21 protein-coding genes are annotated in these 23635 nt (G+C 38.9%); 5 read left to right on the forward strand and 16 right to left on the reverse strand.

The window, feature by feature from the left end:
• Window positions 1-2: 2 nt before the first annotated feature.
• The 6 genes from DPV95_RS04925 to glnA all read right to left on the reverse strand — a co-directional run bounded on the left by DPV95_RS04925 (window position 3) and on the right by glnA (window position 6587).
• Entirely contained in the window at window positions 3-1157 is a 1155-nt protein-coding gene (locus tag DPV95_RS04925) for a hypothetical protein (protein ID WP_111406757.1), read from the reverse strand.
• A gap of 9 nt (window positions 1158-1166) precedes the next feature.
• Window positions 1167-2216, reverse strand: coding sequence for a glycosyltransferase family 2 protein (locus tag DPV95_RS04930; RefSeq protein WP_111406758.1), 1050 nt, complete (start codon window positions 2214-2216; stop codon window positions 1167-1169).
• A gap of 1 nt (window position 2217) precedes the next feature.
• Window positions 2218-3027 carry a LicD family protein gene (locus tag DPV95_RS04935; RefSeq protein ID WP_111406759.1) on the reverse strand — a complete coding sequence of 270 codons (810 nt, stop codon included), beginning with the start codon at window positions 3025-3027 and terminating at the stop codon, window positions 2218-2220.
• 2 nt (window positions 3028-3029) lie between these two features.
• Window positions 3030-3830 carry a DUF4422 domain-containing protein gene (locus tag DPV95_RS04940; RefSeq protein WP_207974262.1) on the reverse strand — a complete coding sequence of 267 codons (801 nt, stop codon included), beginning with the start codon at window positions 3828-3830 and terminating at the stop codon, window positions 3030-3032.
• 2 nt (window positions 3831-3832) lie between these two features.
• Entirely contained in the window at window positions 3833-4966 is a 1134-nt protein-coding gene (locus DPV95_RS04945) for an LPS O-antigen chain length determinant protein WzzB (RefSeq protein WP_111406761.1), read from the reverse strand.
• A 202-nt stretch (window positions 4967-5168) separates the two neighbouring features.
• Window positions 5169-6587, reverse strand: coding sequence for a glutamate--ammonia ligase (glnA, locus tag DPV95_RS04950; RefSeq protein ID WP_111406762.1), 1419 nt, complete (start codon window positions 6585-6587; stop codon window positions 5169-5171).
• 248 nt (window positions 6588-6835) lie between these two features.
• Here glnA and typA point away from each other — a divergent pair, with 248 nt between their 5' ends.
• Window positions 6836-8686 carry a translational GTPase TypA gene (typA, locus tag DPV95_RS04955; protein ID WP_049369816.1) on the forward strand — a complete coding sequence of 617 codons (1851 nt, stop codon included), beginning with the start codon at window positions 6836-6838 and terminating at the stop codon, window positions 8684-8686.
• Window positions 8687-8769: 83 nt separating this feature from the next.
• Here typA and rdgC read toward each other — a convergent pair whose 3' ends face one another.
• Window positions 8770-9681, reverse strand: a complete 912-nt coding sequence (gene rdgC, locus DPV95_RS04960; RefSeq protein ID WP_111406763.1) for a recombination-associated protein RdgC — start codon at window positions 9679-9681, stop codon at window positions 8770-8772.
• Window positions 9682-9749: 68 nt separating this feature from the next.
• Between rdgC and proC the strand changes: the two genes are divergently transcribed.
• Genes proC through xerD form a run of 3 tightly spaced genes read left to right on the forward strand, consistent with a single transcriptional unit; the run spans window position 9750 to window position 12621 of the window.
• The gene (proC, locus tag DPV95_RS04965) at window positions 9750-10565 is read left to right on the forward strand and encodes a pyrroline-5-carboxylate reductase (RefSeq protein WP_111406764.1); all 816 of its coding nucleotides are present in this window, start codon (window positions 9750-9752) and stop codon (window positions 10563-10565) included.
• Window positions 10565-11725, forward strand: coding sequence for a 3-phenylpropionate MFS transporter (locus tag DPV95_RS04970; protein WP_111406765.1), 1161 nt, complete (start codon window positions 10565-10567; stop codon window positions 11723-11725). The genes proC and DPV95_RS04970 overlap by 1 nt, the downstream gene beginning before the upstream one ends.
• Before the next feature lie 2 nt (window positions 11726-11727).
• Complete coding sequence (gene xerD, locus DPV95_RS04975; protein ID WP_111406766.1) at window positions 11728-12621, forward strand: site-specific tyrosine recombinase XerD; 894 nt, start codon at window positions 11728-11730, stop codon at window positions 12619-12621.
• 58 nt (window positions 12622-12679) lie between these two features.
• On the opposite strand, the gene DPV95_RS04980 is transcribed toward xerD, so the two are convergent.
• The 9 genes from DPV95_RS04980 to epmB form a co-directional block, all read right to left on the reverse strand.
• Window positions 12680-13810 carry a glycerate kinase gene (locus DPV95_RS04980; protein ID WP_111406767.1) on the reverse strand — a complete coding sequence of 377 codons (1131 nt, stop codon included), beginning with the start codon at window positions 13808-13810 and terminating at the stop codon, window positions 12680-12682.
• 14 nt (window positions 13811-13824) lie between these two features.
• Window positions 13825-15081 (reverse strand): GntP family permease, encoded by a 1257-nt coding sequence (locus DPV95_RS04985; protein WP_049367293.1) that lies wholly within the window; start codon window positions 15079-15081, stop codon window positions 13825-13827.
• Between the two features lie 114 nt (window positions 15082-15195).
• Complete coding sequence (locus DPV95_RS04990) at window positions 15196-15552, reverse strand: diacylglycerol kinase (RefSeq protein WP_049367292.1); 357 nt, start codon at window positions 15550-15552, stop codon at window positions 15196-15198.
• A 20-nt stretch (window positions 15553-15572) separates the two neighbouring features.
• Window positions 15573-17822, reverse strand: a complete 2250-nt coding sequence (gene relA, locus DPV95_RS04995) for a GTP diphosphokinase (RefSeq protein ID WP_111406768.1) — start codon at window positions 17820-17822, stop codon at window positions 15573-15575.
• A 101-nt stretch (window positions 17823-17923) separates the two neighbouring features.
• The gene (rlmD, locus tag DPV95_RS05000) at window positions 17924-19234 is read right to left on the reverse strand and encodes a 23S rRNA (uracil(1939)-C(5))-methyltransferase RlmD (RefSeq protein ID WP_111406769.1); all 1311 of its coding nucleotides are present in this window, start codon (window positions 19232-19234) and stop codon (window positions 17924-17926) included.
• 36 nt (window positions 19235-19270) lie between these two features.
• Complete coding sequence (gene recO, locus DPV95_RS05005; RefSeq protein ID WP_005695263.1) at window positions 19271-19975, reverse strand: DNA repair protein RecO; 705 nt, start codon at window positions 19973-19975, stop codon at window positions 19271-19273.
• Between the two features lie 7 nt (window positions 19976-19982).
• Window positions 19983-20390 carry an MliC family protein gene (locus DPV95_RS05010; RefSeq protein WP_032822526.1) on the reverse strand — a complete coding sequence of 136 codons (408 nt, stop codon included), beginning with the start codon at window positions 20388-20390 and terminating at the stop codon, window positions 19983-19985.
• 105 nt (window positions 20391-20495) lie between these two features.
• A complete protein-coding gene (gene oapA, locus DPV95_RS05015; protein ID WP_111406770.1) occupies window positions 20496-21866 on the reverse strand; it encodes an opacity-associated protein OapA in 1371 nt (456 codons plus the stop codon).
• Window positions 21867-21941: 75 nt separating this feature from the next.
• Entirely contained in the window at window positions 21942-22958 is a 1017-nt protein-coding gene (gene epmB, locus DPV95_RS05020; protein WP_049367355.1) for an EF-P beta-lysylation protein EpmB, read from the reverse strand.
• A 36-nt stretch (window positions 22959-22994) separates the two neighbouring features.
• On the opposite strand from epmB, the gene efp reads away from it, so the two are divergent.
• Window positions 22995-23561 (forward strand): elongation factor P, encoded by a 567-nt coding sequence (gene efp / locus DPV95_RS05025; RefSeq protein WP_007241760.1) that lies wholly within the window; start codon window positions 22995-22997, stop codon window positions 23559-23561.
• The last annotated feature ends 74 nt before the right edge of the window (window positions 23562-23635 follow it).

Below are 23635 nucleotides of genomic sequence, written 5' to 3' on the forward strand. Positions count from 1 at the left end.
ATTTATCTAAATATATTCTCCCTATATTTATTTAACCCATAATACCCCAAGCAAAGTAAGAATGGATTAAATTCAGGAGACAGTAATTGAGGATCAGTAATCGAATGTGCAAATAAAAGAATTAACACCAAACCAAAATATTTATCATTATGCTTAACAACTCTTATTCCAATTCTTGTATAACCTATACACACTAAAGCAAAAATAATTGCTCCATAAACCAATAATAACTGAACATAAGCAGAATCAATATAAAAGAACTTATTTGTTTCGGTAGCCTCTAACATTGTTGTAAACTCAACAAAACTGCCAAAAGGCTGAATACCATATAATTCGAACCCCCAATGCCCTAACGCTAAACGTCCACTAAACATAGTATTTAACTTGCCCATCCACTCAAGTTCTGGATTATATGTATATTGAAAATATATAGCTATTGCGGCAAAAATAATAAAACTATATTTTGTAAATAATTTATATAACTTACCAAACATCAGCGTAGAGTAATTAATTTTTAAATATTTAACAAATAACATTGCAATACAAGAAAGAATGACTAATCCAAATGATGCTTTCGTATCTGTAAATACATAAATAGGATAATTCAATAACAAAATTACTAATAACTCCAGAAAGGTAACTTTTTCTTTTCTTACAAAAAACCAACATAACACCAAATGAAAATAGTAATTCGGTAAAAAAGTTGGAAACCGATAGCCTAATAAATAACGATATGTGCCATCTTCACGAAATAGATTTAAATAACTTTCAGGATAAAGATTAAAAAGATATGTAAAGAAAATAAATAACATCCCTGCAAATGTTGCTAATAAGAATGTTTTAATTACTTTCGAAAATGGAATATTACGGCATAGCATAATAAAAAGATAAATTAATACACCTTTTTTAAAATGCATATAACCTATAAAAAACACGATAGTAATTAACAGATCTAAAAATGAAGCTTTATTAAATGAATAACCTATTACAACATAAACAAGCAATAAAAACATTACACATGCATTAAATGACTTCAGTAATAAATTAGTATCAAATAATGTAAAATATTGCCCACCTAAAATATGGATAAAAAACACCCATAGAAAGTAGGCTAACAGAAATACATATCCAGATATGCTTTTATTAGAATTAAGCATTAAGAATTCCTATTTAAGCTTAGCAAAAAGAATAGGCAAATTCGCTTTCAGATATTTTATTGCATTACCAAGTATTACAAGAAACCAAGAAAACCTAGCTGAAAAAATACATTTAATTATCTTTATTTTTCCTGTTATTAAATCTAGTCTCTCTAAGAAATAATTATATTTCGAATTAGAAAATATAGATTCTATCCATTTTTTTTGATCATTAAAGGTTAAACCAGCAGATTTATTTGTGTTACGCTCAATAGAAGATAAGAAATATCTAACAAATCTATTAACTAAGAGTATTTCTGATTGTTTAGATAAATTAGATTGGTAAACTTCTAACAAAGATTTAAATTGCAACAGTGTATCCATATGAATATCAAAATATTCTGGCACAAATTTAGATGTCAATGTATTACCATTCGTTCTTTTCTTATAAAAATAATAGGGTTTATTAAGTATATATAATGAATCAACCTTACTAAAAACATTAATATTAAATTCAAAATCCTCTTTTAGAGCCAATGACTTGCAAGAAAATCTATTTTCAATCAAAAATTCTCGATTATAAAATTTATTATTCATGTAACCTAGTAGAAAACTTTGTTCTAAATCAACTAGAGCCTCAAAAATATTATTACGAGTAATAACCCCTGAAAATTTGCTAATTATATCCCTTGAAAACTCAAGTTTATCATTAGTTTCATAATCTTCTCTCATACCCGTAATAATTACATTAATATTGTTATTTTTAGCAATATCCGCAATTTCTAGTAACCAGTTGGCATCAAACTGGTCATCTGGATCAGGAAAACCAACATAATCACCAGTAGCGTGTTTTAATCCTATATTACGGCTTTCCGATAAACCTAAATTCCTTGGATTTTCAACAATTTTCATTCTAGGATCATGTACTAACGAAAATAGCCTTTCCTTAGTATCATCAGTTGCACAATCTTCGACAAAAATAACTTCTATATTTTGGTAAGGTTGCTCACATAACCACTTATAAATACCATCTAAGTATTTAGAGACATTGTAACAACAAAAAATTAAACTTAATTTCATATTATTTTTCAACCCAAGCAATCATTTCGTGATTAATGCGTTTTTCAACTGGAGGCAATTGCATATAGTTTTTATAAAGAGCAGTTAAATAAGAATCCCAACAACTAAAAGAATCAAATTGCTCATTCTCAAAAGTAACTTGATATCTTTTATCAATATCAGCTTTTAATATTTTTTCAGCCTCACCATAAAGCCCCCACGTAATAGCCCCTACATATTTAGCTGAATCATAATCATATTTCATCGCTAATTTATTTAAATTAGCTATCGCACGCTCTTTACCATAAATTAAAGCTAAAGGTTTGAGCACATATTTAGCTAATTTTTTGACCGCACTTTTTCCTTCACCTAATTTAGCATTACATAAACCAATAATTTTTCGATAGTATTCTGCCTTCTTATAAATTCTAGCAACTTCATTTAGATCTTCAGGTAAACCATCCATTGGCATAATATCTAGCCACAGATGTTGCTGCATTTCATCTTCTGCATACTTAGCATCAATGTGTGTTTTAATATTCACAAATTTAGCATAAGGCAATAAAGTTCCAGTCTGACTAAAAAATAAGAATTTATAAGTATCATTTTGATAACTACGACTAAATTCAATCAACTTATTAAAATCGCTGCGAGGCATTGCTAAATCAATATCATCATCCCAAGGAATAAAGCCTTTATGACGAATAGCGCCCAGCAATGTGCCACCTGAAAGATAATATCTCAATCCAAGCTCATTACAAATTCTGCGAAACTCAATTAAAATCTGCAATTCGACTTCTTTAATTTCATCTAAAGAAAGTTGCTTTTTCATTATTAAAAACTCTTTTCGTATTTCTTACCAAAGAACTTAGCCATTAAAAATGCAGTTCCTTTCTTCAACCAATTAATTTTCTCGCCATAAACAAATGGAATTGACTTCACTTTTAATGGTTTAAATTGAGAATATTGTTTTAACCAAACGTTAAATAACAATTCACTTACACGTCCATAAAAACGAGCGTGGAATACTGAATATTGTTCCGAAGGAATACGTTTTTCCAATTCAAATAAAATGGGAAATAGCCAACTGCAATAATCATTCACTAATTCTTTAGACATAATGAACATGTTAAACATATAGCCGCCACGCTGTTTCATTACCGCATCAAAATTTCCTAAAAACTCACCGCACTTTTCGGTAATAATTTCACGAGTTACATCTAAATGCTCGGCATGTAAGGTATTCGCATAATGTGAATAAAGCGTTTCAATGTAATAATTTCGTTTACTTGGTACAATTACATCATATTGGCTTAATAATTGGCTCGCTTCTTCGTGTGTTAGATAGAGTGTTTCCAAAGGATTCTTTTTACGCTCTGCACGGCTTTTTACGCTAAAAAAACGACGATAATGAATTAAACCTAAATAATCATTAGGTAAATTTTTCCACGCCCAATAAAGCCCTGTTAGCTCACAAAAATTAGGATTTTTAGCTGAAATATTATCACCAGTATCATCACCTTGGTAACCAAGTTCCTCTTTCCCTGATTTGCCCACATGTAATGGCAGATACATATCATCTGATGGCATAAAATGTTGCTTGTGTGTAGCAATAATAATTTTAATATCTTTCATATTTATGCCCTATTTGAAAATACTTCTCTACCTAAAATGATTAATGATGAAAGTACTACGCCAAAAATGAACCCTACAACAAGTAAAATCAATCGCTTAGGCCAATCACGTTGAACGGGATAGTCTGGAGAACTCAAATAATAATAACTTTTTACTTCTCCAATATTATCTAAACTAGGCTCTAATTTTGTTAATTTTGTTAACTGTCTTTCTGTACTATAATAATCTACTGGATAAACAATTTCTGTATTCTTTGCAATATCTAGTTGCGCTTGCAAATATTTTTCTCCTAGCATAAAAAGGTAAGTACCATCGGCTAATTTAGAATCAGAAATATTTAAACGCCCCTCACCTAACATATATTCAGGAACAGAAAGGTTATTTGAATTACCTTTCGAAAAATCTCTAATACCTGCTTTCTTCGCAATATTCAAAGCCTTATCTAAATTCTCTACTTGAACAGTCTTAGCTTCAGTTAAACTTTCTTCAATTTGATTTTTAGTAAATTTCAAAGCATCTAGGCGTAAATTAAATCCAAGTTTAAATTCTTTATTAATCTGATTCAAAACAAACTGATTTACAAAATTAACGTAATCCAATAATACAGCTTGAGCTAATTTAGGAGTTTCCGCAGAAAAAGTAATTTTTAAGCCTATTTTATCTAACGCTGTCAAATCTTTTTTATTAGGATCTACTTCATGGATAACAAGATACTTTGAAATTGCATTCTCAATGTAATCTTCCCGCTGCTCTTCTGTCATATCTTTAGTGTAATTCTTAATCAAACTTGATTGTGACAAGAATTCTCTTTTTAAATCGTTCGATAGAAGAAAATGTTTAAACTGCCCATAAAGTGAATTTGATAAACCTCCAGTTGAAAAGTCATTATCACCTATAATTCGTGCGTACTCCGCTCGTACGGATAATAGCTTACCTAGTTCAGTAGAACGAGGAGCCACAATGACTGCTGTTGATGTCCATTGTTCTTTAGCTGTAAAAGCATAGCCTGCCGCAATGGCAGTACAAACGAAAGCAGATAAAATAATCCATAGCTTTTTCTTCCATAGATTTTTAATTAATTCAATCAAATCAATCTCATCCGACTCATTTATTCTTTGATAACGACTATCACTCATTATTAATCCTTTCAGGTCAATTGAACATACTATAAATTTATTGCATTCTACCTGAGTTTCCCTACCCTAACAAGGGAATTAAAATAATCTTAATGAATGATGGTCAACTGTAATAACACTATAAATTATTAATATAAATAAAAAAAAGATATCACTTTAGAAGTGATATCTTTTATATAAAAATCAATTGATTATATATTAATTAAGCATAATACATCTCAAACTCAACAGGATGTGGTGTCATATTTAAACGTTCTACTTCTTTACGTTTAATATTAATAAATGCTTCGATAAAGTCTTTCGTAAACACACCACCTTGCGTTAAGAACTCATAGTCTTTTTCTAATGAATTCAATGCTTCTTCTAGCGAGCTCGCGACTGCTGGAATATCTTTTAATTCTTCCGGTGGAAGATCATAAAGATTTTTATCCATTGCATCGCCTGGGTGGATTTTGTTCACCACACCATCAAGACCTGCCATTAATAATGCAGCGAAAGCCAGATATGGATTTGCCATCGGATCTGGGAAACGCGCTTCAATACGGATTGCTTTCGGACTAGTTACTGCCGGAATACGAATTGACGCAGAACGGTTACTTGCAGAGTAAGCCAACAATACTGGTGCTTCAAAACCAGGCACTAAACGTTTGTATGAGTTAGTACTTGGGTTAGTGAATGCATTTAATGCTTTTGCATGCTTAATGATACCGCCGATATAATAAAGTGCGGTTTCAGAAAGGCCTGCATATTTATCACCTTGGAAAATGTTTTTGCCCTCTTTGCTTAATGACATATTACAGTGCATACCTGAACCATTATCACCCGTAATTGGTTTCGGCATAAAGCAAGCGGTTTTACCGTGTTCTAAGGCAACGTTTTGCACCACATATTTATAGATTTGTGTTTCATCTGCTTTTAAGGTTAAGCTATTGAATTTCGTTGCAATTTCGTTTTGACCAGCTGTTGCCACTTCATGGTGATGAGCTTCGATGACTAAGCCCATTTCTTCTAAAATTAAACACATTTCAGAACGAATATCGTGTGCCGTATCAATTGGTGCCACCGCACAATAACCACCTTTTTTCAATGGACGATAAGCATTGTTACCACCTTCATATTTTTTGTTGGTGTTCCAAGCGGCTTCAATATCATCAATGGCGAAAGAAGCGCGGTTCATTGATACATCAAAACGCACATCATCAAATAAGAAGAACTCTGGCTCTGGACCAAAGAATGCTTGATCAGCAATACCGGTTGAACGCATATAGTTTTCTGCACGAATAGCAATTGAACGCGGATCACGATCATAGCTTTGCATGGTTGTTGGCTCATAAACGCTACAACGAATTGAAAGTGTTGGGATCTGCGCAAATGGATCGACTACTGCAGTTTCAGCAATTGGCATTAAAAGCATATCGGCTTTGTTAATGGTTTTCCAACCTTCAACAGAAGAGCCATCGAACATTTTGCCATCTTCAAACATATCTTCATCAACAAGGCTAACCGGGATGGAAACACCGTGTTCTTTACCTTTAATGTCGGTGAAACGAAGTAGCACAAACTTAATATCGTTCTCTTCGATCAGTTTGAATACGTTGGCAATTGCATTTGCATTAGGCATAAGGAGTCCTCTATTTTGCTATGTATATAATCTTTATAAAAATTAAAAAAGCATTATAACGCAATCGCTTGCCTTTTTCATAAGATTTATTTTATCCCATGGCATAGCAGAGCAGCGAAATATCGTGTATAATTTTTGCCCTTTCGAGATTCTCGTAGAGTGGGTTTACTCACTAATTCAAACTACTTGGACTATTCGGTGGCATAAAAATTCCACCCTACAAAACTTAAACTTTAAGAACGTAATAAATGAAAAACGACATTGATATTAATAAATTGCGCAATATCGCAATTATCGCTCACGTTGACCATGGTAAAACCACCCTCGTTGACAAACTCCTTCAACAATCCGGTACATTTGAATCAACTCGTGGTGATGTTGATGAACGCGTAATGGACTCAAACGATCTTGAAAAAGAACGTGGTATTACCATTCTTGCAAAAAATACCGCAATTAACTGGAATGGTTATCGCATTAACATCGTAGATACCCCAGGACACGCCGACTTCGGTGGTGAAGTGGAACGTGTACTTTCTATGGTAGACTCTGTACTTTTAGTGGTAGATGCTTTTGATGGCCCAATGCCACAAACACGTTTCGTGACCCAAAAAGCCTTTGCTCACGGTTTAAAACCAATTGTGGTTATCAACAAAGTTGACCGTCCAGGCGCACGTCCTGATTGGGTTGTGGATCAAGTATTCGATTTATTCGTTAACCTTGGTGCAACCGATGAGCAATTAGACTTCCCAATTATCTATGCTTCAGCATTAAATGGTGTTGCGGGTCTCGAACACGAAGAATTAGCGGAAGATATGACGCCGTTATTTGAAGCGATCGTTCAACACGTTGAACCGCCAAAAGTAGAACTTGATGCACCATTCCAAATGCAAATCTCACAATTAGACTATAACAGCTATGTGGGTGTTATCGGTATCGGTCGTATCAAACGTGGTGCAATCAAACCAAATCAACCTGTAACGATTATTGATGGTGAAGGCAAAACTCGCCAAGGTCGTGTAGGGCAAGTCTTAGGCCACCTTGGTTTACAACGTTATGAAGAAGATATCGCTTATGCAGGTGACATCATTGCGATTACCGGTTTAGGTGAATTAAATATTTCTGACACCCTTTGTGATATCAATGCGGTTGAAGCCTTACCTTCATTAACCGTTGATGAACCAACCGTAACCATGTTCTTCTGTGTAAACACCTCTCCGTTTGCAGGTCAAGAAGGTAAATATGTGACTTCTCGTCAAATTCTTGAACGTTTAAACAAAGAGTTAGTTCACAACGTGGCACTACGCGTAGAAGAAACACCAAACCCAGATGAATTTCGTGTTTCTGGTCGTGGTGAACTACACCTTTCTGTATTAATTGAAAATATGCGTCGTGAAGGTTATGAGCTTGCGGTCTCTCGCCCTAAAGTAATCTATCGCGAAATCAACGGTAAAAAACAAGAGCCTTATGAGCAAGTAACTATCGATGTGGAAGAACAGCACCAAGGTTCTGTTATGGAAGCATTAGGTATCCGTAAAGGTGAAGTTCGTGACATGATGCCAGATGGCAAAGGTCGTGTACGTTTAGAATACATCATCCCTAGCCGTGGCTTAATCGGTTTCCGTGGTGAATTCATGACAATGACGTCAGGTACTGGTTTACTTTACTCTAGTTTCGATCACTACGATGACATCAAACCAGGTGAAATTGGCCAACGTAAAAATGGTGTGTTAATTTCTAACGCGACAGGTAAAGCATTAGCTTATGCGCTATTTGGTTTACAAGAGCGTGGTAAATTAATGATCGAAGCTAACGTAGAGGTTTACGAAGGTCAAATCATCGGTATTCACAGCCGCACAAACGACTTAACGGTAAACTGTTTGCAAGGTAAAAAACTCACCAATATGCGTGCATCGGGTAAAGATGATGCCATCGTATTAACCACACCGGTAAAATTTACACTTGAACAAGCTATCGAGTTTATCGATGATGACGAGTTAGTGGAAGTGACACCAGAGTCGATCCGTATCCGTAAAAAACTCTTAACGGAAAACGATCGTAAACGTGCAAACCGTACGACAACCAGTACGAGCACACACTAATTAAAAACGTGCGGAAATTTGGCCGCACTTTTAAACAAACAAAAGGCGAACGTGATATTCGCCTTTTTATTTCATGATTAAAACTAGCCTAATCTGACTTTCTCGCCACCGAATTCATCGAGTAAGTTTTCTGTCAGTTTAGATAAAATCCCCGTCATCAATACAAAATCAGCATCAAAACGTTGCGCATAATCTTCTTTTAAAATATCCGCATTTTTCTCACGCACGGCATCGGCAAATTTTAAACGTTTGAGCGTGCAATCTTCATTAAACACAAAAGTCAGTGTGTCTTCCCATTCCAATGCGAGTTTACTCACCACTTTTTTGCCATCTTGTAAAAGCGCGAGAATCTCTTCATTTTCTAAAGGCTGTTTTTTGCAACGGATCACGCTGTCTTCTTGGCTTCCACGCAATTCAGCCTCTTCTAATGCCACCAACCAATGCGGGATTTTTTCCTGCAAAATCCAATCCGTTAAAATGGTCGAAGGTTCATTCGCAAAAGCCAACGGCACAACCGGTAAAGAACCAAGGGATTTGCGTAATAATGCCAAGGCATCTTCTGCACGTTTACTGGATGCCGCATCGACATGAACAAGGTTGTTCTCCGTATCAATCCATACGGCAGTTTGCTGATTTTTAGTGAATGCACGTGGTAATAAATTCATCACCACATCATCTTTTAACGTTTGTTTTTCCGTTTTCTTCAATTTGCGGTTTTCTTTTTGCTCAAGACTTTCAATGCGTTCATCTAATTCACGTTTCACCACATTCGCCGGCAACATTTTTTCTTCTTTTTTCGCAACTAACAAAATGTGTTTACCCACTAAAAAATGTAATAATTCGCTATCTTTCAACGGATTTGTCCAACCAAATTTACTTTGATCTTGTGAGCCACAAGGATGAAATTCGCAATCTGACAACTGGCGTTGTAATTCATTAAGATCCCAATCTAAGGGCTTAGTCAGCCTATATGACATTAAATTTTTAAACCACATCGTAACACTTCCTTCATAATAGGGTAAAATACGCGACATTGTAGCCCATAAACTCACGGGAAAAAATGATGCAACAGAAATTAATTGCCTTCATCGGCGGTGGCAATATGGCACAAGCGATTGTGTTAGGTCTATTAAAACAAGGTTATCCAGCCGATAAAATTATTGTGAATGATCCGAACGAAGAGAAACGTGCTTTTTTTGCTCAATATGGCGTCGCGGTTTCTACGGATAACGATCAATCCATCACACAATCTCAAGTAGTCTTATTTGCGGTTAAACCGCAAGTCTTCGCTGATGTCTGCAAGCCATTAAGTGCGGTTGATTTTTCTGATAAATTAATCATTTCTATTGCTGCGGGTATTTCGACTGCTCGATTAGCCGAACTCATTCCAACAGCAAAATCCATTGTTCGCGTGATGCCAAATACGCCTGCATTAGTGGGTGAAGGCATGGCTGGCTTATTTGCGGACAAAAACACGCCTGAAATTGACCGCACTTTTGCGGAAGATTTACTTTCAGCTGTAGGGAAAACCACTTGGGTGACGAATGAAGATCAAATGCATGCAGTCACCGCAGCATCTGGCAGTAGCCCTGCTTACTTCTTCCAATTTTTAGAGGCTATGCAACAAGGCTTAATAGAAACGGGCTTAGATGAAAAGCAATCTCGTGAACTCGTACAACAAGCTATGTTAGGCTCGGCGAAGCTGGTGATTGAAAACCCACAGACTACGCTTTCCACGTTACGAGAAAATGTTACCTCAAAGGGCGGTACCACCGCAGCCGCATTAAATGTGTTCAATCAACACCAATTTAATGACATCATTAAACAAGCGATACAGGCCTGTGTGGCACGCTCACAAGAAATGGAAAAATTATTCTAATGCAAGTTCGTCCTTTTACCTGGCTCACCCTGAGCTTTTTTGGTTACTATTGTGCCTACGGTGTGTTTCTTCCCCTTTTCCCTGCGTGGTTGAAAACGCAATCTTATAGTGAAGAATGCATCGGTTTATTGCTGGCCTGTGGTTATATTTTCCGTTTTAGCGGCAGTATTTTATTTTCTGGCTTGATAAAACGCGTTTCCCTTTTAGTGAATGGCTTACGTTACTTAGCTGTTGCCAGCGCTGTCACCATGGCGTTAATCGGGCTCATGTCGCATAATTTCTGGTTATTATTTATTGGACTTGCCTTGTATTCCATGGTGAATGCGGCGGGGATGCCGATTGGTGATAGCCTAGCGAGTACATGGCAACAACAAATTCATTTAGATTACGGCAAAGTACGCTTGATTGGCTCCTTTGCATTTGTTGTCGGCGTGATGGTGTTTGGGTATTTAGCGGGGATGGTTGGTGAGCAATACATCACATGGATGATTACAGGAATCCTTATTTTCTATAGCATTGTGCAATTACTTCATCCCAATCCAATGCCACAAGATGAGCCTCAAAGTGCGGTCGAAAATTCTGTTGGATTTTTAGGCTTACTCAAAAATAAAACCACCCTTCGTTTGTTTATTGCGATAGCTCTCATTCAAGGATCGCACGCGGCTTATTACTCATACAGCACTATCTTCTGGACAAGCCACGGTCATTCTGTTTCCGATGCGGGCTTATTTTGGGGAATCAGCGTATTAGTAGAAATTGTCGTTTTTTTCTTCTCCACCCGATTATTCAAAAATTGGAGCATTACTGCCCTTTTCTATCTCACAGGCATCGCTGCTATCGTACGTTGGCTTGCTTTCGGTTATGCCGACACCTTTGTTGAAATCGTTCTATTGCAATGTTTTCACAGCCTTACTTATGTTGCGGGGCATTACGCGACCGTACGTTATATCACGACTCAACCACAAAACCATATTGCGAAATTACAAGGTTTATACAATGCTTTAGCGGGATGTGCAGCCATTGCCATTTTCACCGCACTTTCTGGCGTGCTTTATCCAATTTCGCCAGTTTATGCTTTCAGCTTAATGGCCGCCTTTGCATTCATGGGTTTATTTATCACCCCACGTGGTGTAAAAGCCTTTTTACCCCATAGAGTGTAAACATGAATAACCTTACACTAGTCGATTTATTCTTAAATGAATATTGGATTGAAAAAGGATTGTCTGAAAACACTGTGCAGTCTTATCGTCTCGATTTGACCGCACTTTGTGATTGGTTGGATAAACAAAATTTATCCCTCGAAACCCTTGAACCATTAGATCTACAACAATTTCTAGGCAGCCGTTTAGAGCAAGGTTACAAAGCGACTAGCACCGCACGAATGCTAAGTGCGATGCGGAAATTATTCCAATATTTATATCGTGAAAAGTATCGTACGGATGACCCAAGTGCCGTACTGAGCTCACCTAAATTGCCAAGCCGGTTACCTAAATATTTAACCGAGCAACAAGTCTCGGATTTATTAAATACGCCTGATGTAGAAATTCCGCTCGAGTTACGCGATAAAGCCATGTTGGAATTACTTTACGCCACTGGATTACGTGTCACGGAATTGGTCACGCTCACCATTGAGAATATGAATTTACAACAAGGTGTCGTGCGTGTGATTGGTAAAGGTAATAAAGAACGTATTGTACCAATGGGGGAAGAAGCCGCTTTTTGGGTGCGACAATTTGTGCTTTACGGTCGTCCTATTTTGCTTAATGGACAAAGTTCAGATGTGGTTTTTCCAAGTCAACGAGCTCAGCAAATGACTCGCCAAACCTTTTGGCATCGTATAAAGCATTATGCGGTGTTAGCGGGAATCGATACGGATGCCCTTTCACCACATGTTCTCCGTCATGCCTTTGCGACGCATTTAGTGAACCACGGTGCGGATCTCCGTGTTGTGCAAATGCTTCTCGGACACAGCGATCTCTCCACCACGCAAATCTATACTCATGTGGCTAAAGAACGCTTGAAACACCTTCATGAACGATTTCATCCGAGGGGATAAGATCAAAAAGTGCGGTCAAATTTATCATTAATTTTGACCGCACTTTTGTATGAAAAGGTTATTTCAATGATAGCAATCTCGCCACATTTTGAGCTGTTGAGATTAAATTCTGCTCGCCCTGTTTGAGAATTGTCGGTAAATCACCCAGATTACGAATAATTGGAAACACCACATCAATGCCATGTTCATACACCACGTCATAATCCTCACGCAAACAACCTACAATCGCAATGACAGGCTTATTAAATTGTTTCGCCGTGCGCGCCACACCGATTGGGGTCTTACCTAAGATACTTTGTGCATCCATACGGCCTTCACCAGTAATCACTAAATCAGCCTCTTTAACCTGCTCAGCGAGTTTCAAATTATCTAACACGATCTGCACACCGGCTTTCAGTTGCACATTAGGTAAGAGCAATAAACCACCACCCATACCACCGGCCGCACCCGCACCAGGTTGATCTTGAATTTTTTTACCACAATCCCGCTCGACAATTTCGGCGAAATGGGCTAACGCAGTATCGAGTTCCTTCACCATCTCAGGCGTCGCACCTTTTTGAGGGCCAAAAATTGCAGAGGCACCTCGTTCACCACAAAGTGGATTATTCACATCACAAGCCACTTCGATTTGTACGTGTTGCAATCGAGGATCTAAATCAACCTGTTGAATTTCAGCAAGATTAGATAATGCTGCACCACCAAAGCCAATGAATTGCCCATTTTTATCCAATAAACGTAAGCCTAATGCTTGCAGCATACCCGCACCACCGTCATTTGTGGCACTCCCACCAATCCCTAAAATGATATGTTGTACGCCAAGATCTAGGGCTTGCTTAATCAGCTCACCCGTACCAAAACTGGTGGTTTGACAAGGATTACGTTTATCCATCGGGACAAGATGCAATCCCGATGCTGCAGCCATTTCAATAATCGCCGTTTTACCATCGCCCGATAAACCGAAAAAGCTTTTTACTTGGTTGCCTAACGGTGCAGTGACTTCTGCCTCAATTAAGCGCCCCCGAGTGGCATCTACCAAAGATTGTACGGTTCCCTCTCCCCCATCTGCCATTGGTAATTTCACATATTCAGCATTTGGGAAAATACGTTTAAAACCCGTTTCAATCGCATTAGCCACTTCAAGTGCGGTTAAACTTTCTTTAAATGAATCAGGCGCAATGACAATTTTCATACACTCTCCTGACATCAATAAAACACACCGAAAATGAGCGTAGAAACGGCGGTCATAAGCAAACCGATCGCACTTTCATAAGGAATCAGTTTTAAGCGTTCTTTCATATTCATATTCACACTGCCGCCAGTCGCATGGAAGAAAGAACCGTGTGGCATATTGTCGAATACGATCGCCCCTGCGTGGATCATGGCAGCCGCCGCAAGGCTGCTTACCCCCAGTTCTAATAATGTTGAGCTAAATACATTGGATGCGACTGCCGTGCCTGCCGTCGTTGATGCCGTCGCAAGAGACATCAATACACCAGAAATTGGCGCGAGAATATAAGGAGGCAAACCAGAATGTTTTAAGCCTTCGATTAGCACATCTTTCATACCTGAGTTACCAATAATGCCCGCTAAAGCCCCCGTACCGAGCAACATAATCGCCACCGGTGCCATTTTGCCTAAGCCACTAATCGCATAGCTATTCGCGTGGCGAAGTTTTCCCATACATAACGCACCAATTAAACCACCTAGAGGTAATGCAATGAGAGGATCGACTTTAATGTCCGCCAATGGACGCAGCGCCAGTAATAAGATGGCCACTAATGGTGCAGCAAGTGCGGTCAAAAATGAGGGTAAATGTTGAGTATCAACGACAACGCTCTCTTGTGCGGATACAAAAGAGCCTTTGTTTTTTAAACGTTTTGCTAAGAAGTAGGTTAAGACTAATCCAAAGATCCCAGGGATAATCCCCGCCACCATTACCGATGTTAAAGGCAGATGAAAGGTATCTGCGGCAGCAATCGCATTGGGATTCGGCGACATCAAGTTTCCTGCTTTACCCCCACCAATCATCGCCAATAAAACGGCTGATTTTGATAAATTGGTGCGACGAGCTAACGCGAGCGCAATCGGGGAAACCGTAATAACAGCCACATCAATAAACACGCCAACAGCGGTTAAAATTAATGTGGCTAAGGCTAAAGCCAATAACGCTCTTGCTTCACCAAGTTTATGTGTAATAGTTTCGGCAATCGTGCTGGCCGCCCCCGATTCAATGAGCACTCCTGCCAATACACCCGCCGCTAAAATTCGCATGACGGCTGTTGTAATTCCTTGCGCCCCTCCGATCATTAAGTTCACTGTTTCGGATAAATCTGCACCACCAACTAGCCCGCCTATCAAAGCCCCCGTCAACATGCCATAGACTGGCGAGACTTTTTTCAAAATGAGAAAAATGGCCACAATAAGCGCAACTAATGCACCGAAAGACGAAACTGCTGTCATAAATACCTACTTATATCCAATACCGCTGAGGTATATAAATGTTTGTGTACATTATATAAAAACGGCTTATGTAAAACACATAAGCCGAAATTTTTACTTAAAATTGACCGCACTTTAAAAAAATAAAATGCTTCCCCAAACCACGACAACGATGCAAAGAGCAATGAATACCGCTGCTGAGCCTTGGTCTTTGGCTCTCCCTGAAAGTTCATGGCGTTCTGTGCCAATACGATCCACCACCGCTTCAACAGCACTATTTAACAGTTCCACTGCCATCACAAGTAAAACCGATGAAATCATCAGTGCGATCTCAATTTTAGTCTCGCCGAGCCAAAATGCGAGCGGAATCAGAATGCACGCAAGAAAACATTCGTGGCGAAATGCAGTTTCATTTTTGAATGCACTCTTTAAACCTTGCAAGGAATATTTTGTGGAGTTAATTAAATGGGTTAATCCCGTGGTTTTATACATAAAAGTTCCTATGTTGTAATCTATAAACGTTTTGCTTCGATAACGTCGTCTAACTTCGCTAATCTGGCCAGTATTTTACTTAAACTTTCCACATTTTTCAGTTCAATTTCCATATCCATCGTTGCCACTTGTTTTTTGGTGTCCGCACGGCTTGAAACACCTAGTACACTGACTTTTTCATTCGCCAGCACAGTCGTAATATCGCGTAATAAACCATTACGATCACTCGCCACGATGCGAATATTAATATGGAAACCTGCCGCGTAATTATCCCCCCAAAGGGCTTCCACCACGCGTTCAGGATGTGCAGCTTGTAATTCAATAAATTGCTCACAATCGCAGCGATGAATTGAGATACCACGCCCCATAGTAATGTAGCCCGCGATTGCATCGCCTGGAATAGGTTGGCAACAACGCGCCATATGATGCAGCAAATTACCGACACCTTCAACAATCACATAGCCTTTTTTCTGCTGTTGGTCTGCTTTTTGTTGCGCCTTTTGCTGTGCGGTATTCGCACTTTTACTCGCCACATGACGGAGAATTTCTTGATCCGCCTCTTCAGCCGTCACTTTAATCAATCGGCTTTGCAAGAAATTCACCAACTGATTTAAACGAATATCCCCGCTACCAATTCCAGCGTATAAATCTTCGAGATTTTTTAAGTTATAACGAGGTAATGCAACCTGCTCTACTTGTTTTAAACTGATATTCAAACGCGCAAGCTCATTATCTAATAGCTCTTTACCCGCAGGAACGTTTTTATCACGATCTTGTTTTTTGAACCACGCTTGAATTTTCGCACGCGCTTTTGACGTATGTGTAAACCCTAAATTAGGATTTACCCAATCTCGGCTTGGATTCGGATTTTTCTGCGTGATGATATCCACTTGCTCACCCATTTGCAGGTGATAAGTGAATGGCACAATACGTCCCCCGACTTTCGCCCCAATACAACGGTGACCAATTTCGCTGTGGATCGCATAAGCAAAATCAAGTGGTGTAGAACCCGCCGGTAAATCAACCACTTCACCTTTTGGCGTAAACACATAGACTCGATCATCAAAGACCTGGCTACGCAATTCCGCCATCACTTCGCCAGAATCCGTAATATCATCTTGCCATGCAAGTAATTTACGCAACCAAGTGATTTTTTCTTCGTAAGCAGAAAGGCTACCGGTCGTCCCTTCTTTGTATTTCCAGTGCGCCGCAACCCCAAGTTCAGCATCATCATGCATTTGCTGGGTACGAATTTGTACTTCAATCGGCTTACCGCCTTTGCCTAATACCACAGTATGAATGGATTGATAGCCATTCGGTTTTGGATTGGCGACATAGTCATCAAATTCTTTTGGTAAGTGTTTGAAATGGGTATGTACGATACCAAGCGCGGTATAACAATCTTGCAATTTTTGCACGATAATTCTGACCGCTCTTACATCATATAAACCACTGAATTCCAGATGTTTCTTTTGCATTTTTCGCCAAATGCTATAGATGTGTTTTGGACGACCGTAAACCTCAACCTGATCAATATTTTCTTTTAAATAACCGGTTAATTCTGTCACAAAATCAGTAATATACTGTTCACGATCTAAACGACGCTCATGCAATAATTTGGCGATATTTCGATATTGTTCTGGATGCAAATAACGGAAACAGTAATCTTCAAGCTCCCATTTCAATTGACCGATACCTAAACGGTTCGCCAACGGGGCATAAATATTGGAACATTCTTTGGCAGCCAATACTTTTTCTTCTTCACAAAAGTGATTTTCCGCATTACGAAGAAACGTAATACGTTCAGCAAGTTTAATGATCACGCAACGGAAATCGTCCACCATCGCAAGGAGCATACGGCGTACATTATCCACTTGAGACGCATTGGCAGAATGGCTGGCGTTGAGCTGACGGATATTATCCATCTCCTCCACACCTTTAAGCAGTTTGGTGATTTTAGGACCAAAATGTTCCTGAATTTGCTCCCAATCGACAATTTTATTTGCTACTAAGGGGAATAGCATAGCGGTGAGTAAGCTTTCGCTGTCCATATTCATTTCATGCAGAATTTCCACCATTTCCACGCCGGATTGCAATGTGAGGATTGCATTCTCCATTTGATCGGCATGTTCAGCTATTTTGGCTTGGGCATAATACCATGCATCAATCAGAGACTTTTCTACGGGGGCAGCAAGTTTAAGGCTCGAACACCATTGTTCGATCTCAAAATCATGTGGATTTGATAAGTGAGAACCACGAACTGCAACCATAATACCCCCTTGTTGATGAATATGTCTCGGCAACATCCTGTCAGCCGAGTTGTCTTTTTAAGACAACAAAAAAGTCTGACTATTCTATCAGAATTTACACCTTATTTGATAAATAATGTCACCGACTCCAAATGACTGGTATGTGGGAACATATCAATCATGGCGGTTTTTATAATGCGGTAGCCAAAAGCGCGAAGAATCTCAGCATCCCGTACTAAGGTTGCGGGATTGCAAGATACATAAAGAATGCTTTCTGCACCCAGCTCACATAACGCATTCAGTGCAAAAGCGGCGCCACTGCGAGGCGGATCGAGAAGAATTTTATTGAAATGTTGTTTTGCCCAAAGTTGTTCTAAAAAAGCTTGGTCTAAATCGGCTTGATAAAATTCAACATTCTCAAGATGGTTAAACTGCGCATTCGCTTGGGCTTTTTTCACCATATCCAAAACACCTTCAATTCCAACCGCACTTTTCACGCGTTTGGCTAAAGGCAATGTGAAATTGCCCATGCCGCAGAATAAATCTAAGACATGATCATTCTGATTCAAATCAAGCCAATCTAAAGCAGTCTCAACCATTTGCTGATTTAGGCGGGTATTCACTTGAATAAAATCGCGGATATCAAAAGATAAACGAATATCGTCCAGAGAATAATAAGGCATTTCACCATGCACAAGTTGGATATTTTGATCATCTTGCAGGAATAAATTCACAGCATTTACGCGTGCAAACTCGAGCAACAAAGTGCGGTCAGTTTCGGCTAAATTTCCTTTATAGCGTAACAACATGGCTACGCCATTATCCGCTGAAACTAATTCAATATGCCCTAATTGTTTCGGGGTTGAATATTGAGCCCAAAGTACGCTCAATTTGGGGATAAGATGATTAATCGCAGGCTCTGCGACTAAGCATTGCTGAATACTCACTAACTGATTGGAGTTTTTCTGACGAAATCCCAATTTAACAGTTTTATTTTTAGCACTCCACAGCAAACTTAATCGTACACGACGACGATAGCCCCATTGTTCGCCACAAATCATAGGCATTAATTGTATGGGTTCTGCTTGCAGTTTACTTAATCGAGAAAAAAGAGCGTTTTCTTTGGTTTTACGCTGCATTTCTACAGGGATATGCTGCCCTTGGCATCCACCACAACGTTCATAATAACTGCATTGCGGTTCAACACGCTGACTACTCTTTTGTAGCCACTTTTGTGCAGTGGCTAAACCATATTGACGTTTTTCATCGGTCACTACCGCTTCAACTTTTTCCGTTGGCAAAGCATTTTCAATGAACCAGGTTTTACCTTGAACTTTGGCGACACCTAACCCTTGATAATCTAAATCCTGAATTTCAGCGACAACTTTTTGGGTGGTTTTCTGTTTTTTTTGTGGAGCGTAAAGTAAAGCCATGATGGTGTATTAATCTGTTTGTATCAAAGAAAAGGATTATTTTAAATAAAGCACGTTTTGCGTAAATAACTCTCGACTTTTCAGCGGCTTATCGCCTAAATAAGGTTTGAGCGCGATTCGAGTAAAGCGCTTTGCTGCTAGCAAGACGGATTCATCGGTGAATTCCAAACGGTCAAAAGCAAGCAAATCTCGCCCATAAAAGGTTAAGTTATCTTTCACTAACGAGGCGATAAAACCCTTTTCCGCACGATATTGGTAAGTCATCGATTCATCTACTGGTAAACCTGATCCTGCACAATGCAGAAAATCAATGCCATAACCTAAGATTTTAAGTAAATGAAATTCAAATAGACGCAATGTGGGCTCAACCTGTGGTTGAGTGGCTAAGCCTGTTAAGCATTGAAGATAATGCTGAAAAAGTTGTGGATTGGCCGTTTCGGGCTCGATCACTCGAGTAATCAGCTCATTTACATAAAACCCGCTATATAAAGCCGTTTGCTGCAAAGGCAACGTAATTGCTGCGGGCTCTGCTTTCGTGAGTGTTTTTAATGCGCCTTTTCCTGACCAACGAAGAAGTAATGGCGTAAAAGGCTGTAAGACAGATTTCCATGCAGAACGTTTCGCACGTGCACCTTTTGCAATAACCGTCAAACGCCCTGTTTCTTCAGTGAATAAATCCACCAAAAGGCTGGTTTCACTATAAGGACGACGATGTAACACAAAGCCGCGTTGGAGATCCATACAAGAATTATTTGCCTGATTTTAATTCACTTGGTTGTTTCACACAGTGTTCTGCGAGCACTTCACCTACGCTAGTTTGTAATTGACTGAAGTCATCACGCTCCTGCCAATACCAACGAATATTCGCATAATTTCTACCACGTTCAGAAATCACACGAGTCAATTTTTCGGTTACATCATTAAAAGTAACGGTCACCTGACTGAGTGTTTTTTTACTTTTCTGTTTTTGCTTCGTATGAACCACACTCACTTCTTTATTGCCTTTACACAAATAAACCGTCGCCGAACCCTTTTGAGATTTTTTATCCACGGTTTGCACTTTCATTTTCTGTGGTGCGGGGTCGCTTAATTCAACATTTTGTGAACAAGCGGAAAGGCAAAGTGCGGTCAAAATTACGCTTAATTTTTTTAACATGAATTCTATTTCCATCAAGGTTTGTTTATGATTGCTCACTTTTCGAAATGAGCAAGGATAAACAATCTCATCTAGAAAAATGGGCGATTACTCGCCCACTAAAAATTATTTTTTATATTGATATGAACCATCGGCTTGACGAATGAACTTGCCGCCATTTGATAAACGAAGCTCACTCACTCGACCTTGACTATTCACAGATACCTGTACTTTATCACCAGGTTTGAAACTGCTTAATGCATTACCTGCACCGCTTGCTTTTGTCATGGCATTCACATCTGAAATATTCAATTTATTATCACGGAATACTTGCATCAATGAAACACCTTGCGGCACCGTTAATGTTTTTGTTGCACCTGTTGAAGCGGTTTGTACTGTTGGTTCTGTTGCTTTCACCGCATTGTGGGTTGCTGATTTCGCATCCACAATTTGAACCTTACTATCTTTAGTTGCAACCGGTTTCGCTTCTTGAATTTTGCTTGACTCTTTTTTCACGGTTTGAGTCGGCTGAACTGTCACTTTTTCAGTTACAGGTTTAGGTTGTTTTTTCTCTTGAACCACAGGTGTCTGTTCGCGACGAGGTTCTGCTTTATGCTCAATCGTTGCGGTATGTTTTTCTACAGTTGGTTGTACTGTTTTCACGGGTTCTTTAACTGGTGCAGGAGCAACAGCTGGTTGAGTTGCTGGTTGTTGAACAACAGTTTGTTGTGCAGGCTCTGCAGGTTGTAATTTCGCAGCATCTGCTTTATCACCTACGTACTCCATGGCTGGAAGTGCATCTGATTTAGCTTCATTTGCGGCTTGTTCCGTTGTTGCCGGCGCTGCATTGTTATTATTATCTAATACTGTGGTTTCAACCGGTTGAGACTGATCCAATGATTGGAATTGAACCGGAATTTCATTGCTGTTTTGTTGTTCAAAAGACTCTACCGTATCTGAATTTGGTTTTAAGGTGAAGAAAATGATTAGTAATACCACTAAACCCAAAATCGCAATAAATAAACGACGATGTTTTTCTGGTAACATTTGTAAAACCTTCCATTTTTCAGGTGATTTCAAGCTTGCTGCAGCGGCTGGTGCAACGGTTTCTGCTTGAGTTGTCACGTCTTCCACAACCTCTTCTGTAGGTGAATTTTCAAAAATCACTTTTTCTTCCGCTACGTTTTCTACTTGAACATTTTCAACAGGCTCCTGAGGGCTGAAAGCACTTGCTTGAGCTACTTGTTCGACATTTTCACTTTGGAATGTTTGAGATGGCGAAAAAGGTTGGCTTGTGGCTGCTCCAAAAGTTGGCTCGCGACGAACATGAAATTGCGTATCTGCTTGTTGTTTTTTACCAAATAAACCTTTGGCTTTATCAAAAATTGAGCCACTTTGTTGAATCGTTTTTCTTGGTGTCACAGAGTCAGAGTGATTAAATCCTAAATCTAATTCATTTTGCGATGAATTGTCGTTAGGTTGATTTTTATTATCCACGGTATTACCTCGATTTGCTAAACTAAAGATCGCATAAAAAGTGCGGTGAAAAATTGGATCGTATTTTATCGGATCTTACGCTGTGTATAAAGTCTTATTTGACTCTCCACCGATTTCTCGAGCTAATTTGGGTACTAAATAGCCAGAAGTGAGCGCCTGTAATTCTTTATAAATTTGTAACGCTTTCTCATCTGAAATATAGAAATGGCTCGCACCTTGCACTTTATCCAACAAATGCAAGTAATAAGGCAGAATGCCCGCTTGAAACAACTTATCGCTTAATACTTTTAATGTATGTGGGTTATCATTCACATCCTTTAAAAGGACTGATTGATTGAGTAACGTGACCTTAGCGCCTACCAGTTTTTGCATAGCCAAAGCGAGTTCTTCATCAATTTCATTTGGATGATTGATATGCGTCACAAACACTGTTTGTAATGGGCTTTTTAGCAATAAATCACAAAATTCATCCGTAATGCGTTCTGGAATCACGACCGGCAAACGAGAGTGAATACGCAAACGCTGTAAGTGCGGTATCTTTTCAAGGCGTTCTAATAGCCACGCCCATTCACTATCCTTCGCCATCATCGGATCGCCCCCCGAAAAAATCACTTCTTCGATTTCAGGATGTGCGGCAATATAGTCTATTGCTTGTTGCCAACTCGTTTTATTGCCTGGGTTTTGATCATAAGGAAAATGACGACGAAAGCAATAACGACAATTGACTGCACAGCCCCCTTTTGCCATGAATAGCAAGCGATTTTGGTATTTATGCAGAATATTAGGCACGGCATTTTTTTGCTGCTCATCTAAAGGATCTTGGCTAAAACCTTCGGCCTCAATAAATTCTTGTTGAGCCGTCATTACCTGTAAAAAAAGTGGGTCTTTAGGATTCCCTTTTTCCATTTTTTCAACAAAAGGTAAAGGTACTCGCATAGCAAAAAGTTTACGAGCGACGATGTCCTCGGCAAAATCTTCAACAGACAAATTTAAGGTTTTTAGCAAGATTTTCGGATCAGAAATCGCATTTTTTAGGGTTTCTAACCAATTTTGTTCTTCTCTAATCGCAATATTTCGGGTTAAAATACGCACTTTCAAACAATCTCTATTTTTTAGGATATTTTTAATATGGCTACATATACTACCAGTGATTTCAAACCAGGTCTAAAATTTATGCAAGACGGTGAGCCTTGTGTGATCGTTGAAAACGAATTCGTTAAACCAGGTAAAGGACAAGCTTTTACTCGTACTCGTATTCGTAAATTAATTTCAGGCAAAGTATTAGATGTAAACTTCAAATCTGGTACTTCGGTTGAAGCTGCTGATGTTATGGATCTTAACCTGACTTATTCATACAAAGATGATGCATTCTGGTACTTCATGCACCCAGAAACATTCGAACAATACTCTGCTGATGCAAAAGCAGTGGGTGATGCAGAAAAATGGTTATTAGACCAAGCAGATTGTATCGTAACTTTATGGAATGGTGCGCCAATCAGCATCACACCACCAAACTTCGTAGAATTAGAAATCATCGATACAGACCCAGGTCTTAAAGGTGATACTGCAGGTACAGGCGGTAAACCAGCAACATTAAGCACTGGCGCTGTGGTGAAAGTACCTCTTTTCGTTCAAATCGGTGAAGTGATTAAAGTCGATACTCGTTCAGGCGAATACGTTTCTCGCGTGAAATAATCTTTCATAATGAGATAAAAAGAGCGGTCAATATTTAATGAATATTGGCCGTTTTTTATTGTTTATGCATTAGT

It is taken from the genome of Haemophilus parainfluenzae (assembly GCF_003252755.1).
Taxonomy (GTDB): Bacteria; Pseudomonadota; Gammaproteobacteria; order Enterobacterales; family Pasteurellaceae; genus Haemophilus_D; species Haemophilus_D parainfluenzae_N.